Origin of the sequence: Foliimonas ilicis (assembly GCF_039939195.1) — a bacterium.
In the GTDB taxonomy this organism is placed as follows: Bacteria; Pseudomonadota; Alphaproteobacteria; order Rhizobiales; family Rhizobiaceae; genus Foliimonas; species Foliimonas ilicis.
Genome location: NZ_JBDUUH010000008.1, coordinates 236,991 through 252,618, shown reverse-complemented (window position 1 = coordinate 252,618; position 15,628 = coordinate 236,991). Strand labels below are relative to the sequence as shown.

13 protein-coding genes are annotated in these 15,628 nt (G+C 59.6%); 6 read left to right on the top strand and 7 right to left on the bottom strand.

The window, feature by feature from the left end; all coding sequences use genetic code 11:
- The first annotated feature begins 242 nt into the window (after positions 1 to 242).
- Positions 243 to 1,043 (top strand): SDR family NAD(P)-dependent oxidoreductase, encoded by an 801-nt coding sequence (locus ABFT80_RS18400; protein WP_347973373.1) that lies wholly within the window; start codon positions 243 to 245, stop codon positions 1,041 to 1,043.
- 3 nt (positions 1,044 to 1,046) lie between these two features.
- Here ABFT80_RS18400 and ABFT80_RS18395 read toward each other — a convergent pair whose 3' ends face one another.
- The 3 genes from ABFT80_RS18395 to ABFT80_RS18385 form a co-directional block, all read right to left on the bottom strand.
- Positions 1,047 to 2,009 carry a GlxA family transcriptional regulator gene (locus tag ABFT80_RS18395; protein WP_347973392.1) on the bottom strand — a complete coding sequence of 321 codons (963 nt, stop codon included), beginning with the start codon at positions 2,007 to 2,009 and terminating at the stop codon, positions 1,047 to 1,049.
- Between the two features lie 86 nt (positions 2,010 to 2,095).
- Positions 2,096 to 2,995, bottom strand: coding sequence for a bifunctional methylenetetrahydrofolate dehydrogenase/methenyltetrahydrofolate cyclohydrolase FolD (gene folD, locus ABFT80_RS18390; RefSeq protein ID WP_347973372.1), 900 nt, complete (start codon positions 2,993 to 2,995; stop codon positions 2,096 to 2,098).
- A gap of 176 nt (positions 2,996 to 3,171) precedes the next feature.
- On the bottom strand, positions 3,172 to 5,238 hold the full coding sequence (locus ABFT80_RS18385; RefSeq protein WP_347973371.1) for a GumC family protein: 2,067 nt from the start codon (positions 5,236 to 5,238) through the stop codon (positions 3,172 to 3,174).
- Positions 5,239 to 5,449: 211 nt separating this feature from the next.
- On the opposite strand from ABFT80_RS18385, the gene ABFT80_RS18380 reads away from it, so the two are divergent.
- Positions 5,450 to 6,727: a lipopolysaccharide biosynthesis protein gene (locus ABFT80_RS18380; RefSeq protein ID WP_347973370.1), complete on the top strand. Its 1,278-nt coding sequence runs from the start codon at positions 5,450 to 5,452 to the stop codon at positions 6,725 to 6,727.
- Here ABFT80_RS18380 and ABFT80_RS18375 read toward each other — a convergent pair whose 3' ends face one another.
- Genes ABFT80_RS18375 through ABFT80_RS18365 form a run of 3 tightly spaced genes read right to left on the bottom strand, consistent with a single transcriptional unit; the run spans position 6,728 to position 9,545 of the window.
- The gene (locus ABFT80_RS18375; protein WP_347973369.1) at positions 6,728 to 7,600 is read right to left on the bottom strand and encodes a DUF6492 family protein; all 873 of its coding nucleotides are present in this window, start codon (positions 7,598 to 7,600) and stop codon (positions 6,728 to 6,730) included. It lies immediately after the preceding gene.
- Positions 7,597 to 8,373: a WecB/TagA/CpsF family glycosyltransferase gene (locus ABFT80_RS18370; protein WP_347973368.1), complete on the bottom strand. Its 777-nt coding sequence runs from the start codon at positions 8,371 to 8,373 to the stop codon at positions 7,597 to 7,599. The genes ABFT80_RS18375 and ABFT80_RS18370 overlap by 4 nt, the downstream gene beginning before the upstream one ends.
- The gene (locus tag ABFT80_RS18365) at positions 8,370 to 9,545 is read right to left on the bottom strand and encodes a glycosyltransferase family 4 protein (RefSeq protein WP_347973367.1); all 1,176 of its coding nucleotides are present in this window, start codon (positions 9,543 to 9,545) and stop codon (positions 8,370 to 8,372) included. The genes ABFT80_RS18370 and ABFT80_RS18365 overlap by 4 nt, the downstream gene beginning before the upstream one ends.
- Before the next feature lie 152 nt (positions 9,546 to 9,697).
- Here ABFT80_RS18365 and ABFT80_RS18360 point away from each other — a divergent pair, with 152 nt between their 5' ends.
- From ABFT80_RS18360 to proC, 4 genes are read left to right on the top strand one after another with little or no spacing between them, the layout of a single operon-like run.
- The gene (locus ABFT80_RS18360; RefSeq protein ID WP_347973366.1) at positions 9,698 to 10,696 is read left to right on the top strand and encodes a glycosyltransferase family 2 protein; all 999 of its coding nucleotides are present in this window, start codon (positions 9,698 to 9,700) and stop codon (positions 10,694 to 10,696) included.
- Entirely contained in the window at positions 10,665 to 11,978 is a 1,314-nt protein-coding gene (locus ABFT80_RS18355; protein WP_347973365.1) for an O-antigen ligase family protein, read from the top strand. The genes ABFT80_RS18360 and ABFT80_RS18355 overlap by 32 nt, the downstream gene beginning before the upstream one ends.
- Before the next feature lie 32 nt (positions 11,979 to 12,010).
- Entirely contained in the window at positions 12,011 to 13,159 is a 1,149-nt protein-coding gene (locus tag ABFT80_RS18350) for a metallophosphoesterase (RefSeq protein ID WP_455189961.1), read from the top strand.
- Positions 13,160 to 13,214: 55 nt separating this feature from the next.
- Entirely contained in the window at positions 13,215 to 14,024 is an 810-nt protein-coding gene (proC, locus tag ABFT80_RS18345) for a pyrroline-5-carboxylate reductase (RefSeq protein ID WP_347973364.1), read from the top strand.
- A gap of 214 nt (positions 14,025 to 14,238) precedes the next feature.
- On the opposite strand, the gene ABFT80_RS18340 is transcribed toward proC, so the two are convergent.
- Positions 14,239 to 15,552, bottom strand: a complete 1,314-nt coding sequence (locus ABFT80_RS18340) for an NAD(P)H-dependent oxidoreductase (RefSeq protein ID WP_347973363.1) — start codon at positions 15,550 to 15,552, stop codon at positions 14,239 to 14,241.
- Positions 15,553 to 15,628: the final 76 nt, after the last annotated feature.

Sequence of the window (15,628 nt, the reverse complement as noted above, 5' to 3'; positions counted from 1 at the left end):
GGCAGGACAGAGGGGGGGCGCCTCGCGATTCCATCAAAACAGGAACCACTCTAGCGTTGCGAAGCACCCAATAGCTGGCTTTGTTCTTCGGAGGGCAATCGAATTGCCGCCGAAATCCCGACAATTAACCACTGATTTTTTCGTCTCTGAGTCTTCGCCTGCCGTACAACGATCCCCTTGCGTATAATTAGTTGTATGATACAACTTTATGACTCAATGCGGATTTCGTGAACGAGGCAGATATGTCGGCTGAAACCTTGCACTCGAACGAGCAGACTGCACATGCCCGAATGGCCGGGCGCGTATGCCTTATCACCGGCGGGGGCAGCGGTATCGGCCGGGCGACGGCGCTTAAAATGGCAGAAGAAGGTGCTGCGGCAGTGGTTATCGCAGGTCGCCGTTCCGAAGAGGGCGATGCGGTGGTTGAAGCCTGTACTGCCGCTGGAGCCGAGAGCCTGTTTATCCGTACCGACGTAACCAATGACGACGATGTCGAGCATATGGTGCGAAAAACCGTGGAGCGGTTCGGCCGGCTGGATGTCGCGTTCAACAATGCCGGTTATCAGGAACGGCCCGCTCCATTGGAAACACAAAGCACTGAAATATTCGACGCGGTGTTCGATACCAATGTGCGTTCGGTGTTCGTGTGCCTGAAGCAGCAACTGGCTGTCATGCTGCCGCAGGGCAGCGGGCGTATCATCATCAACACATCCGTCAGCGGTATCCGCAATCCCAACCCCGGCTTCGCGCTCTACTCGGCCTCGAAGGCCGCCACGATCTCGCTGATGCGCTCCGCTGCGATGACATACGCTTCGCGCGGCGTGCGCATCAATGCGATTGCGCCTGGCCGGGTGGTGACGGACATGATGAAGCTGGCGGCTGCGGGCGTCGGAGGGCTGGATGCCGTAGCCGCCGGGCTGCCGCTGCGGCGCATGGGCGAACCCGAAGAAGTGGCGGAAGCGGTGGTGTGGCTGGCATCCGAGCAGTCCGCCTTTGTCGTCGGCCATGTGCTGGCGGCAGATGGCGGCTTTCTCGCCGCCTGATTATCAATAGGTCGTGCGGCGCTCTTCGGAGGGCGGGCGGCCGAATTGCAACCGGTAGCTCTGGGCAAAGTAGGAATGCGATGTGAAGCCGGTGGCGATCGCGACGTCCAGGATCGGCATATTCGTCTGGCGCAGCAATTCGCGGGCGCGCTCCAGTCTCAGCCGCATGTAATAGCGGCCAGGTGTCATGTTCAGATGGCGCAGGAACAGTCGCTCCACCTGCCGCACCGACAGGCCCGCGGATTTCGCAAGCTGCACGGCGGAAAACGGCTCGTCCAGATTGTCGGCCATGAGCTCAACGATCTTGCGCAGCTTTTCGGATTTTCCGGTCAGGTCGCGCTCCGGCCCAACACGCTGGCGGTCGCCTGCCGAGCGGATGCGCTCATGCTGGAACTGGTTCGCAACGCCGTTGGCGATGTTGGAACCAAGGTCGATCCTGACGATTTCCAGCATAAGGTCGATGGAGGTCGTGCCGCCCGCGCAGGTGTAGCGTTTGCGATCTATCTCGAAGACGCTGCCGGTGCATTCGATCTCCGGGAAACGCTCCTTGAAGCCCGCGCGGTTTTCCCAATGGATGGTGCAGCGATGCCCGTCCAATTGACCGGCTTCCGCCAGAACGAAGGCTCCGACCGAAAGCGCGCCAAGCGCGCCGCCACGCCTGCCCCAATTGCGCAAGGCGGACAGAACCTTGCTCTTGCCCTGAAATTCGGTCGTCAGTCCGACGCATATGAAAACGATGTCGGCAGGCGGAAGGTCGGCAACGCTGTAGTCGATCTTCAAAGGCAGGCCGTTCGAGGCCATGACGGATTCGCCATCGGCCGAAACGGTCGTCCAGCCATAGAAATCATGGCCGAGCAACCTGTTGGCAGAGCGAAACGTGTCGATGGCCGCAGCCAACGAAAACATCGAAAATTTATCGACCAGCAGGAACGCAAACTGCCGGCCACCTTGCGAAGCATCAGACATGGTCTGCATATCTACCGGAACGGAAGACTTCGGCAAGGCCTGCACCTCTGGGTTGCTGGAATTTCAACAATGCTGCGGCAAAGCGCCTAGAATTTCGGGCGTTCCAGACCTGCAACTCTGTACGCTGAAACCAGCGTGTTCGCCATCAGCATCGCAATCGTCATCGGCCCGACACCACCGGGAACCGGCGTGATCGCGCCTGCAATTTTCTCCGCTTCCGCAAAGGCGACATCGCCGACGAGGCGCGTTTTGCCCTCGCCTTTTTCGGGTGCCGCGATCCGGTTGATGCCGACATCGATAACCGTCGCGCCGGGCTTGACCCAATCTCCCTTGATCATTTCCGGGCGACCGACTGCAGCGACCAGAATGTCCGCCGTGCGGGCGAGCGCGCCCAGATCCTTGGTACGGCTATGGGCGATCGTTACCGTACAATTCGCGGCAAGCAGGAGATTGGCCATCGGCTTTCCGACGATGTTCGAACGCCCGACCACGACAGCATTGAGGCCCGACAAATCCTTGCCGTGAACCCGCTCGATGAGCAGCATCGAGCCTGCCGGGGTGCAAGGCACGAAAGCGGTTTCGGTCTCACCGGTGCCGAGTTTGCCGACATTGATGAAATGAAATCCATCGACATCCTTTTCCGGCGCTATCGTCTGGATGATGCGACCGGCATCGACATGTTCGGGCAAAGGCAATTGCACCAGAATGCCATGGATAGCTGGGTCTGCATTCAGCTTTTCGACCAGATCGACCAGTTCCTGCTCCGGCGTGTCGGCGGAAAGCGTGTGCTGGACCGAGTGAAATCCGCATTCCTTGGCCCGCTTGCCCTTGGAAGCGACATAGACCTGACTTGCGGGATCCTCACCGACGATCACAACTGCCAGTCCCGGCTTGATCGAACCTTTTTCGGCAAGATTGGCGGTCAGTTGCTTTACGGTCTTGATCACGTCTTCCGCGACTGCCTTCCCGTCGATAATCTTCGCCATATGCAATCCTCGTCAGTTCGCGTTACGTCGGCATTGTCATTAAATTTCGGGCAGGCAATCCCGTGAGAACGCCGTTCCATGCCGTAAACTCGAAACAGCGCCAATAGTCCCTGCCCGAAACGGAGACGTTTCGCGAGATTTCTCGTGCGGTTTTCGCGAAAAATTTATCGGCGCGCCTAGAAATAGCGCTTGCGGGCGCGGCGTTCGGAAAGATCGTGCACGGCCTGACGGAATTCGCGAAGCTCCTCGCGAATCTCGTCGATCGAAGATTGCGAGGGCTGCGGCTCTTCATAATGTGCCGCGTAACGCTGCTCAGGCATTGGCTCTCGCGGCGGCGCATAGCGCTCATCGTAATTCGGATCGCGCCGGGAAACCGGCGCTGGCCGGTCGGTTGCACGGCGGCCTTCCCCTAAAGGCTGGGACGTGGCCTTGCGCTTCGGGCGGTCGGCATTGTCGCGCAGTCCTTCATAAGCGCCACGCAATGCACCGATACCTACACCGGCCATCAAGCCCAGCAGCATTCCGGCAATCGAAATCACCCCGCGCGAAGGCCCGGTTGCGGTCAAGGGCGGGAAGGCTTTCGAGATGACGTTCATATTCGCCAGATTGAGATCTTTCTGCTCGCCGGTTTCGCGGGCGCGAAGCAAATATCCTTCATAGACGGCACGTTTGGCGTTCACTTCGCGCTCGAGTTCGCGCAGCGTCACCAATTCGTCGCTCAAACTGCCCTGACGCACCTTGAGCTGCGCAAGGCGCGAAGCGAGTTCCTGTTCAAGCTGTACCCCGCGGCGAAGCTCGACCTGCGTCGATGACATGATGCGGCGCAACTCGCCGTTGATCTGTTCGCGCGCGCCTGCAAGCTGCGAATCCGCGGCAAGGCGCTGCGGGTGACGAGGTCCAAGCCGAACCGCAAGCCGGTCGGATTCCTGCTTCAGCATCGCATATTGCGAGCGCAGTTCGGTCATGGCGCTGGAAGACAATTGTTCGGGCAGCGCCCCGTTCAAAACGGCATCCGCATTGACCTGCCCTGCGGACGAAGCTTTCGCGTTCAGTTCGAATGTCCGCGCACGCGCCGCTGAAAGCTGATCGTTGAGTTTCAGGATTTCATCATCCGTAATCAGCCTGCCCGATGCGTCGATGATGTCGTTTTCGGCTTTGAACGCCTCGACCTTGCGCTCTGCCTGCTCGACACCGGCGCGCAATTCATCGAGGCGCGAGGTCAATTCGGTCGCGGCGCGGCCTGCCGTATCGGCCTGCAATTCACCATAGGTCTGCAGGAAAACATTGGTCATCGTATTGGCGATGAGGGCGGATTTTTCCGGTTCCAGCGTCTTGGCGGCGACGGTGATAACGAACGTTCTGCCGCCGCGCTCGACGGTGAGGCTTTTCGCCAGATTGCCAACCGCAAGCGCCCGGCGATTGTCGGCCTCGCTGGCGCCATCGGGCCGCGAAAAGATTGCGCGCGCCATCGATAATATTTCGCCGACCCCGCCCGGAACGGCACGCCCGTTGAATTCCGGGTCGTCCTGGAGGTTCAACTGGTCCACGACCCTGTTCAAAACAGTGCCCGAGGTCAGCACGCGCACCTGATTTTCAACGACGGCAAGCGCTGCCTCGCCCGAAAGCCCGGTCTGCGTCAGGTCACGGTCGGTGAGTTTCAGATCGCGCGGATCGACCAGAAGTTCGGCGGCGGCCTCGTATTTCTTCGGCGTAGACAGCGCAATCATCACACCGAGCAAAGCGCCGAGCAGCGTCATGGCGATGATCAGATAGCGCGACTTTACGACGCCACCGATGATCTTCATCGGGTCGATCAGCGGCTTCCAGCGCTGGTCGTCATCATCCGCAGCATCCTGCTGCCGGTCGGTGTGCCTGTGATCGCCCGCAAAGCGGCGGTCCTGCTGTTCATGGCGTGCGGGCGGTTCATCTTCGCGTGGCGCAGCCTGCGTATAGGCTGATTCAGGCGTGGGCTCCGCCTGCTTCTCGCTTCGGGAAAACATCGAAGCGAAGCGTTCAGACAGGCTCGCGCGCGGCTCTTTTTCTTCGAAAACCGGCTCTGACGCGCGACGTGTTTCACGAGGCGGACTGGCCCGGCGCGGCGGCGTATCGTCCTGCCGATGATCGACCGGAACCGAAAGAAGCGAGCCGGGCCGTCTGGCCACGGTTTCGCGCGGCTGCTCATCCTCGACGCCCAAAGCGAGCAGCGAGCGCTTGTCTCCCGGTCGTTTGTCGGATTCGAACATTGCGGGCTTCGTTCTTTCGGGCAAAAACGGAATCGATCTGCGGAATACTAAGCCAAACTAAAGAAACATGGGAAACAAAGCGTTAATATCACAACCCATGGCCGGTTGATCCCGGTTGTATTTCCGACGTCATCGGCCTGCCGGCTCCGGCGGAACCGGCCATTAAGCATTGCCTGCTAGAACGTCTGAAAACCGCAAGCAGATCAACAGGATGGCGAGAAGCAGCCCATTGACGAGACTGACAGCGCTGATTTCCACACAGCGCAAGCTTCTGCACGACTATTTTTCGGCAGTCAGCGGCGCGGCCGGGCGTCTCGTCTTTTCGCTGGTTTACTTCGTCGCGCTCGCCAATACTTTGTCCATCGCGGATTTCGGCCTGTTCGCCACGGCTTCGGCGGCGGGCGTTCTTTTGTCGCGCATTCTCTCCTTCGGCTTCATATCGGCGCTCTACCGTACGGCAACGATCCGTCCAAGGCTGATCGGCACATTCACCGCAGGCTTTCTGCTGCTCGCGATCCTGTCTCTGCCCCTGCTGATTTTGGCGTCGCTGCTGGTTCACCGGCTGTTCTTCTCGCATGAGCTGGCACTGTTCGTTTTCGCCTTGATCGTCTTTGCCGAGGCATTGCTCTGGCGCCCCATGGAAGTCGTGCTGATCGTCAATAACGGCCTCGGCCGTTTCGGGCGTGCAGCGACCATGACCATACTCGGCTCGATCATAAGAGCCTCTGCGGCGATGCTGTTCGTGTTCTGGCCGACAAGAACGCTGGAAGTCTGGGCCGAATTCTACATCGGCGCGAATGCCGTCTGCCTGCTCGTGGCGCTGATGTTCTTCTATCCGCGCCAGCGACTTCGCCTGCGCACACCGCTTTACTGGCGACGGCTGATGGACTCGATCTATGTCGCCGGTGCCGAAATCCTGTTCTACCTGCAAATGGAATTCGACAAGCTGCTGGTTCTGGCAATCGGCGGGCCGCATCTCGCGGGTATCTATGCGATCATCATGCGACTGGTGGATTTGACTGCAATTCCGATCCGCACCTTCTCCATGATGCTCGTGCAGCGCATGATGCGCGCCCCACAATTGCTGGAGAAATTCAAGATCAAAGCAATGATCGAGAGCGGGATTTTCCTCGTTTCCTCGGCTGCATTCATTACGCTAGCAGTCATCCTGCATTTCTTCCCGACGCTTCTCGGCGCGAATGTTTCGCAGGCTGCCCCATTGCTCATGCTGGCGCTGCTGGTGCCGGGATTGCGCAATCTCGTCGAGTATCAGGCAGAGTTGCTTTTCGCCCGCGGCCAGACACTTCTGCGCGCCGGAAACCTTGCATTTCTCGCGGCCATGAAGGGCGTTCTGCTCTCCATCCTGCTCTATCGCGGGTTTGACGAGGCGGGGCTGATCATGGCGCTGAACTGGATGTTCGTGATCCTCTATGCCGGCTCCGCGCTGCTGACCTATTCCGCGCTGCGCCGTCCGGCGAAGCCGATCTGATCAGAGCTTCTTGATCAACCCGCGCAGCCGCTCGACGTCCATGCCGAGAAAAGATTGCATGCCGACGGCGACCTGCTCCGGCGACATACCCGCGACGAAGGCACGGAATTCATCGTCGCTCGGCGACTTGCCGTACCAAAGCACCCGGCAGAATTCCTCGGATGCGTGGAAGTGATGGGCACCGCCCTGCACCTCGTCCACGAAGCGTCCATAGAGCACGCATTCGGAGAATTTCCGTGCCGAGCCGATGACTTCGACCCAATGTTTTGAGTGCAAATCCTCGATGTGCCTGCACATATCGATCACACTCTCGCTGCGCCATGCGATCAGCGTCGAGATGTAGCCATGCGCGGCCTGCGCGTGGCCCGGAATACCGAGCGCGCGGCCCGCATTGCGATACCAGTCGCGATGATCGGCTTGGACGCCTTCAAAAAGCTCTCCGTCCTTGCGGAAGAGCCTGACATCGTCGCCGCGCGAAAAGACCGCGCAATCGAACGCTTTGAGAAAGACCATATCCGAATCGCAATAGATCAGGATTTTTTCCGGTACATGCGCGGCAATCGCGATGCGCCGAAGCTGTTGCACATGCCAGCCGCGCATGGGCTGCGTTCGCATGCTCAGCCAGATACGCCTGCGAAACAGGCTCGACGGATCGCTTATCGCATGAAGCCAGCCCGGCAGCAGATCGCGCTCGTCGATAATCTTGCGGCGCGGCCCTTCAAGTTGGCGGAACAGGGCGACATCGCGATGCTCGACCAGAATGTAGTGATGCGACCAACCTTCGACATGGCGGTCCATCGTCTCGCAAAGCAGCCTGCAGCGCTCCAGATCCGGCGCATAACTTGCCGTTACGATGGCGCAAGCGACCGTCACGATACCTTCGCGCCTTGCGAAAGCTTCTGTCCGATGACGCGCGCCAGAAACAGCGGGTTGCCGAGAATATAGCGCCGCCACAGTCGGCCGGGTTCCAGCGCCAGGCGGAATACCCATTCGAGCCTGAGCTGTCGCACCCAGCCCGGCGCGCGCGGCACGGCGCCGCTCAAGAAATCGAGCAGCGCACCTACCGCGATCGGCAAGGTGCAATGGCGCTCATCGAGGTTGCTGGCGATCCACAATTCCTGACGCGGCACGCCCATTGCCACCAGCAGAATGTCTGGTCGCAAATCCTCGATGGATTTCAGGATTTCCGGCTCCTCTCCGGGCGAAAAGAAGCCATCGTGAATCACGGTGAATGTGTGTTGCGGCGCCAGCGCCAGCAGCTTTTTTGCGGCTTCATCCGCATTTTGCCGTGTCGCGCCGATCAGGCCGACATGTAACGATTGCGGAACGGCGCGCAGGAAAACCGGAACAAAATCCGTGCCATTCAGATTTGCCGGAAACGGCGCGCCATAGAGAATTTTCGCGGCAATATCGACTCCGATGCCATCGGCAAGGACGAGAAATTTTTTCAGCGCTTCGGCAAAAGCCGGATCGGTATGCGCAAGATTGGCATTATGCGCATTGAGAAAACTTACCTTGGTGAAGTCGCGACCGGCCAGCTTCAGCTTGAGCAGGTCGATCGCCGCCTCCCATTCAAGGCTCGCGACCGGAATGCCCAGTATGGTCTTTGTCTCGACGGTCGTGGCAATGAGAGTCTGATTGTTCATGTGGCGACACTTTCGTCGCCGGAGCGGATTTTGTCGAGGCCCGCACGAATCCCCGCATCCAGCGCCCGGCGCTGGTTGTCGTAGAAATCCGAGCCATCGACATCCGCCATCTCGCCCCTCGCGAATTTCACCAGCGCGCGCGCAAATTCCACCGGCTCATCCGTCACGATACAATTTTCAGGCAGATGATCGATACCGCGAAGCGAGTTTTTTGTCGCGACCGATGGCAGACCGAGTTCGAACGTCTCGATAGTTTTCAATTGAACGCCCGTACCGGCGGTGCTGATGAGCGGAATAACCGCCGCGCCGCGCACGAATTCCTGGGCATCGGGAACGCGCCCGACGAATTTGACGCCCGGATGATCCGATGTCACGCCTGACGGCATATGTCCTGCAATGCGGATGCGGAAATCGGCGGGCAGAAGCGGCACGATCTTTTCCAGAAACCATTCCAGCCCGATGCGGTTCGGCTGCCATGTCCAGGTGCCGATCAAAGCCGCGTCACAGTCAATTCGGCGCGCTTCGAGCTTTGGCGGCGGAACTGTCTGCGTAACCAGGGGCAATGCTGCGGATTTGTCCGCACTTGCCACGCCAAGCGCTGTGCGATCCTCCTCGGCCAGCGTGAATACGAATTTCGCGCGGTCGCAGAGCCGTTTTTCTATCGTCTTCAAAAGGCGCGCTTCACGGCGAAACAGGAAACGCTGAAAGCCACCCTGTGCGGCTTCCGCATTTTCCGCCGCCGAGCGATGCTCAACATTGTGCGCAACAAAAATCGAGGGGTTGTCCGCCAGAACTTTTTCAAACGCTGCTGCAAACTGAACCGAATTCAGCACATAACCGTCAAAAGGACCGGCTTTTTCAATCGCATTGCGTACCGTTTCGTCATTTACGGTCCGCAGCTTTGCCGAGGCAAAGGTCAGGCCCGACAGAACGGCTTTGGCGAGCCAGCGGATTTTCTGCAGCGGCGACGCACTTTCCGTCCGCACATCGATTTCGCCGAGCAGGATGGTTTTTTGCGGATTGGACGGCGCGTTGCCCGGCCAGGCAAAGCCCATAACGGTCACGTCCGCACCGGCGCGCAGCAACGCATCGATGATGATCGCGTTGGCGATCTCATAGCCCGAACCCGAATTACCGTCGGGCACGATCGAGGTGGCAAACAACAGGCGCATTGGTTTCCCTTGCGCGCTACATACCAAAAGGCAATGAATTCAAGATTAAATCCTGGCTGCGGGCAAAGATAACGCGCGGCATTCGGCAGAACTGTTTAACGAAGCCTTATCGACAAGCCGCTAAATCTCCTTGGCGATCCATGGAAGCAAGCATGAATTCCACGCCGACAGACAATTCGATTTCCCTTGCCGGCCGCTCGCCCGATCTTGCGCCGGAGACGATCGATGCCGTTGTGACGGTGCCGACATTTCGCCGTCCCGAACAGCTTCTGGCCACCCTGAATTCGCTTCAGAACCAGAAGACCGCGCGGCGTTTTGCCGTGATCGTCATGGAAAACGAGGACGAAAAGCGCGAAGGTGCGGCGGCCGCACTCCCGGTTTTCGAACGCTCCGCGCTGTCGGGGATGGTTATCATCGCGCATGAACGCGGCAATTGCAGCGCCTACAATGCGGGCTGGCAGACGGCGGTCCTGCACTTCCCGAACTTTCGTCACCTGCTGGTGATCGACGATGACGAACTCGCCGATGAGCTATGGCTGGAACGAATGTGCACGACAGCCGAGACGCTGGGCGCGGATATTGTAGGCGGGCCGCAAATTCCGGTTTTTGCCGAAAAATCTCACGAAAAATGGGCCACGCATCCCGTTTTCGCGCCGCCCTACACGGAAAGCGGGATAGTTCGCGCGCTTTATTCGTCGGGAAATCTGCTGATCGGCCGTCATGTGCTGAACGCGATGGGTGCGCCCTATCTCGATCTGCGGTTCAATTTCATGGGCGGCGGCGATTCCGATTTCTTGAGCCGCTCGTCCCAAAAGGGCTTTAAGCTCGCTTGGTGCACTGAGGCTCCGGTCTATGAAACAGTGCCTGCGCGCCGCGTCGAGGCGGACTGGATACGCGCCAGATCGCTGCGCAACGGCGTGATTTCGACGCTGGTCGAAAAGAAGCGCCGTGCCGGCACGCCTTTCGCCGGTATGCGGGTTTTTCTGAAAAGCCTGGCGCTGCTTGCGGCCTCGCCAGTTCGCGCCGTGATGCGTCTTGCGCGAACGGGTTCCTTGACGAACGCGCTTTATCCCATCTACGTGGCTTTGGGCCGTGTGCTGGCCGAATTCGGATATGCCAATGAGCAATACCGCCAGCCTGAAAAGAACTGAACGCCGATCCGTCTTCAGCGTTTTCTCACGCTCAGCCGTTGCGACCGCGATCGCCACGATACTGCTTACCGTGGTCATGATTTCGTTTCGCCCGTTCCAGCCGATGGGCGCGCTTTCCACCGGCGGCGATGTCGTAAACCAGCTCGGTTTCGGTTCGCTCGGTATCCTCTCCATCTTCGCGCTCGCCTCCTATGCCGACCGGCGCGTTCTGCCCGCGCTTATCAGTCTGCCCTGGCTGATTATGCTCGGCTTTTTCGTGCTTTCCGCGCTCAACACGCCTGACCCGTCAGGCTCTCTGCGCGCGGTCGCCTTCACGCTGATCGGCATGCTGGCAATGACTGCCGTTCTCGTCGTGCCGCGCGATGCAGACTCATTTTCGACGGTCATCGCCACATCCGGCTTTATCGTGCTGACCCTCTGTTATTTCGGGCTGGCCGCCTTCCCGAACGAGGCGATCCACACGACGGCTGGCACGGAACCGCAGCATGCGGGGCTGTGGCGCGGCGTGTTCACGCATAAGAACATCGCGGGGCCGATCATGGCCTGCCTGAGCTTTGGCGGGCTTTATCTTTTCCGCCGCGGCTGGCGTATTTCTGGTTCGCTACTTTTCCTGATGGCCATGTTTTTCATGGTCCATACGGGTTCGAAAACGACCGCCGCGCTCGTGCCGGTGTCCATTCTCGTCGTCGCCCTGCCGGGCATCTGCGGCGTGCGGATACTGACGCCAATCGTCTTCTCGCTCGCCTTGATCGTTACCGCGCTGGCCACACTGGGCAGCGTGTTCATCGAACCCATGAAGGAATTCGCGCTCGCCAATTTCTCAGACCCGACCTTTACCGGGCGTACGACGATCTGGGAGTTTGCGGGCGATTTCATCGCGCGGCGTCCATGGATGGGCTACGGGCTGGAGAATTTCTGGGGCTCGCCGCTGCTTCTTTCCATGCCGCAGCCCTTCGACCGGCCATGGGACGTGCGCAATATCGTGCATGGCCATAATGGCTATCTCGACATTGCCGTTGCGATGGGCATACCCGCACTTCTCACCGCAATCGTCACCTTTCTCATCGTTCCCCAGCGCGATTTCATGAGCATTCCGATGCGCAAGGAGAATGTCTATCTCGGTGATTTCTTCATGATGATCCTGCTTTTCACCGCGCTCAACGCGTTTCTGGAAAGCTTTTTCTTCCGCCGCGCCGATCCCGTCTGGCTGTTTTTCGTCTTCAGCATATTCGGCCTGCGCCTTGCCGCGCGCTTTCCCATAAAGGCCCGACAGCCAGCCTGATCTCTTGCGATTGCGCAGATATGCAGCCATTCTTGAATATTGATCAGGATGGAGGAAATCCTTTGCGTGGCGTGTTTTCACGGCGCTTTGTGCTGAAGGCTTCGCTTGGCGTGGGCCTGCTTGGCTTTGTGCCGAAAAGCTTCGCCCAGCAGGACACGGAGCGCGCGCCGATCGATGCGACATTCCTCTTCACCAACGACATTCACGCCTGCCGAATGGGCGAAGGCCTCAGCCCTAAATGCGAAGAGGAAGGCAAGACGGATGCGAATTTGCTTCGTCACATCACCGCGCTGAACGGCCTTCCCGACCAGCAATGGCCCGCGATGATCGATGGCAAGCCGAGCAACCTCGTTAATGCCGGAAAAAGCATCCAACGGCCGCTCGGTCTGGTGATCGGCGGCGACATGACCGACGATGGCGGCGGACAGGTTGCGCAGCCCGGCGAAGGCACGCAGCTCATGCAATTCAGCCGCCGCTATCAGCAAGGAACCGGGCCGGACCACATCCACTTTCCCGTCTATGAGGGACTTGGCAATCACGATCTCGACCAAGACGGCCCGCCGCCGCATCAGGATTGGTATCGCCGCGAAATGCGCGATTATGTCGAGATCAATCATCGGCCGAGCGTGTTTTTCAAACCGCCGATCCCGGCCACGAATTACGACGTCGATTCCGACAATTATTCGTGGGATTGGGGCGGGCTGCATCTCATCCAGTTGCAGCGTTTCGGCGGCGATACGCGCAAGGACGCGATAAGCGGCCTCGACTGGCTCAAGCAGGATCTGAAGGATTATGCCGGGGATGGGCGACCGGTGATCCTTTTCCAGCATTATGGCTGGGACGATTTCTCCATCGAGCGCTGGAATACGACGACCCACACATTCGACCATCAGGGCGACGGCGCGCCGCATTGGTGGAGCCCGGAGGAGCAGCAGGCGCTGCTCGCCGCCTTGCAGGGCTACAATATTATCGGCATTTGCCACGGGCACGAACACCCGACGCCCATGGTCTACCAGCATGAAGGTTTCGATGTTTTCAAACCCAAGGCGGCCTTCATGGGCGGCTTCGCGATGATCCACATTGGCAGCGACACGATGGATGTCGTGCTGGGCGAAGCGGGCGACGACAAGGGCAGCGTGACCTTCACCAACGCCTTCACCAAAAAGATTGCGCGCGGCTGACCCTTCCCCGGCGTTCCGCCAAGGTCTATTCAAGCTCCAAATGGAGACTGGCTATATGAGTTTGAAAGTTGTGCTCGCCGGATGCGGCAATATGGGTTTTGCGATGCTTGCCGGCTGGCTCAAAGCCGGTAGTCTCAAGCCATCCGAAGTGCTTGTTGTGGAGCCGAACGCGGAGTTGCGCGCGCGCGCCGAGAAGCTTGGCTGCGCAGTCGGCGCGGATGCGTCCAGCCTTTCCGGTGAACCGCTTCTGGTCGTGCTTGCCGTCAAACCGCAAGTCATCCGCGATGTGACGCAGAGCTATGCTGCTCTCGGCAATGGTTCCACGACATTCGTCAGCGTCGCGGCAGGCACGCCGGTTTCGACTTTCTCGGAGATTCTGGGAAACAAAACCCCGATCATCCGCGTCATGCCGAACACGCCAGCGGCAATCGGCAAGGGCATGATGGTCGGCTTCACGAACGGCCATGTGAAGGACACGACCAGAAAATTCGTCGAGGAACTTCTGGCCACAAGCGGCGAAGTCGCCTTCATTGAAGACGAAGCGTTGATGGATGCCGTAACCGCCGTTTCCGGCTCCGGCCCCGCCTATATTTTCCACTTCATCGAATGCCTGACGGCGGCTGGCGAAAAGGCCGGATTGCCGAGCGAGACCGCCAAGCTGCTGGCTATGCAGACTGTTTATGGGGCAGCTTCTCTTGCCGCCGAAAGCGATGAAGAACCCGCCACTTTGCGCAAGCAGGTGACGAGCCCGAATGGCACAACGGCTGCGGCGCTTGAGGTTTTGATGGGCGGTGATCGGCTGAAAAATCTGGTGACGGAGGCGGTGGAGGCTGCGCGGTTGAGGTCGGTGGAGTTGGGGAAGTAGGATAAGCCGAGTTCCTTCGCGCCCCCCTCTGTCCTGCCGGACATCTCCCCCACGGGTGGGGAGATTAGCAGTTCCTACGCGGCGCTAAACATCTACCGCGGAAGATTGGCGAAATCAGAAATGAAGGCTGATCTCCCCACCTGTGGGGGAGATGTCCGGCAGGACAGAGGGGGGCAACGTAGAGCAAATCCGCCAAATAACGGCGCTCTAAAACTCACCCCGCCGCGATCATCTCATCCTGAAGCTTACGCAGCGCCGTCAACCTCGACGTCTGGTCCGGCTCGGCATTCGCATAGGTAATCAGCTCGCCCTTCTTAACGGCAGCCTTCACCTTGCCACCCTCGAGCAAGCCCACCGGCACTGCCGACTGCGCGCGGGCGTCACCAACCGTCATCGTCCACGACCGGTAGCACGTCTCGCCGATCTCATCGAAGACCTCGCCCGCCGCCAGATCGCGTTTTGCCAACGCGCAGACTTCGGCGACGGGGCGCGACAGCGGCACCATGTCGGCCTTGCCATGCAGCACCATGCGCGCTGCCGTCAGCGGCACTTCAAGCGATGTCAGATGGTACGGGCGGAAGAAGCTGTAATACGGCCCCTTGCCGATATGCAGATCGTCCATGCGCTCGATGATGCGTGGATGCGAGGCTTCTACAATCACGAAAACGCCGGGCGCGACGCCCTTGCCGATCGTGTAATCGACCACGCCCTTGCGGGTGAGCACGCCGCCATCCTCGCGCGGGATCAGCACTTTCACCAAATCGTCGCGGTCGGCCTTCGGCCCATGCATGCCCGGCACGTCGGGAATCAATCCGGTCGCGTTGGCGATTGCCGCCATTTCGACCATGGTTTTCGACCCGTCGACGAATTCGACCAGCATGCGCGGGTTCATGTTCCGCCGCAGCGCTTCTTCGCGATAATCGTCGGGCACGGCGTCCCAGTTCAGCGCGTTGTTCTTGCCTTTGCCGGCAGAGACGATGTCGAGACCGAGCGCGGAAACGAACTCGATAAGCTCCATGCAGCTCGACGGCTCATCACCCGCGCCGACCGAATAAAGCACGCCCAGCCGGTCGGCTTCTTTCTTCAGGTAAGCGCCGATGGTCACGTCCGCCTCGACATTCATCATGACGAGGTGCTTGCCGTGCTCCATCGCCATCAGGTCGAAATCGGCTGCAACGCCCGGCTTGCCGGTGGCGTCGATCACGACTTCGATCAGCGGGTTGGTGACCAGCAATTCGTTGGAGGTGATGGCGATCTTGCCGCTCTCGATTGCCTCGGTGACTTTAGAGGCGGTATCGGCCTCGCGCGCCTTTGCATCGTCGCCATAGGCAATGCGGATCGCATCGCGCGCCGTGTGCGGACGCCGGGTCGAGATCGCGCTGACCTCGACGCCATGCATCAGCATCGTCTGCGTAACCAGATCGGTTCCCATCTCACCGGAGCCGATCACGCCTATGCGCACCGGCTTTCCAGCCTCGGCCCTTGCGGCCAGATCTCGCGCAATGCCGGTCAGCGCTATCCTGCTCATCTGAACTCCAGACCCTGAATTCGAACCGGCGGAGATAGGCCGAAACCGGGCGGCAATGTCAATGCCGCAGGGCCAC

What these genes read in the sequence shown, in the direction of transcription:
- ABFT80_RS18400 (WP_347973373.1), top strand. Translation starts at nt 243, where the DNA reads ATGTCGGCTGAAACCTTGCACTCGAACGAGCAGACTGCACATGCCCGA.
- ABFT80_RS18395 (WP_347973392.1), bottom strand. Translation starts at nt 2,009, where the DNA reads ATGTCTGATGCTTCGCAAGGTGGCCGGCAGTTTGCGTTCCTGCTGGTC.
- folD (WP_347973372.1), bottom strand. Translation starts at nt 2,995, where the DNA reads ATGGCGAAGATTATCGACGGGAAGGCAGTCGCGGAAGACGTGATCAAG.
- ABFT80_RS18385 (WP_347973371.1), bottom strand. Translation starts at nt 5,238, where the DNA reads ATGTTCGAATCCGACAAACGACCGGGAGACAAGCGCTCGCTGCTCGCT.
- ABFT80_RS18380 (WP_347973370.1), top strand. Translation starts at nt 5,450, where the DNA reads ATGGCGAGAAGCAGCCCATTGACGAGACTGACAGCGCTGATTTCCACA.
- ABFT80_RS18370 (WP_347973368.1), bottom strand. Translation starts at nt 8,373, where the DNA reads ATGAACAATCAGACTCTCATTGCCACGACCGTCGAGACAAAGACCATA.
- ABFT80_RS18365 (WP_347973367.1), bottom strand. Translation starts at nt 9,545, where the DNA reads ATGCGCCTGTTGTTTGCCACCTCGATCGTGCCCGACGGTAATTCGGGT.
- ABFT80_RS18360 (WP_347973366.1), top strand. Translation starts at nt 9,698, where the DNA reads ATGAATTCCACGCCGACAGACAATTCGATTTCCCTTGCCGGCCGCTCG.
- ABFT80_RS18355 (WP_347973365.1), top strand. Translation starts at nt 10,665, where the DNA reads ATGAGCAATACCGCCAGCCTGAAAAGAACTGAACGCCGATCCGTCTTC.
- proC (WP_347973364.1), top strand. Translation starts at nt 13,215, where the DNA reads ATGAGTTTGAAAGTTGTGCTCGCCGGATGCGGCAATATGGGTTTTGCG.
- ABFT80_RS18340 (WP_347973363.1), bottom strand. Translation starts at nt 15,552, where the DNA reads ATGAGCAGGATAGCGCTGACCGGCATTGCGCGAGATCTGGCCGCAAGG.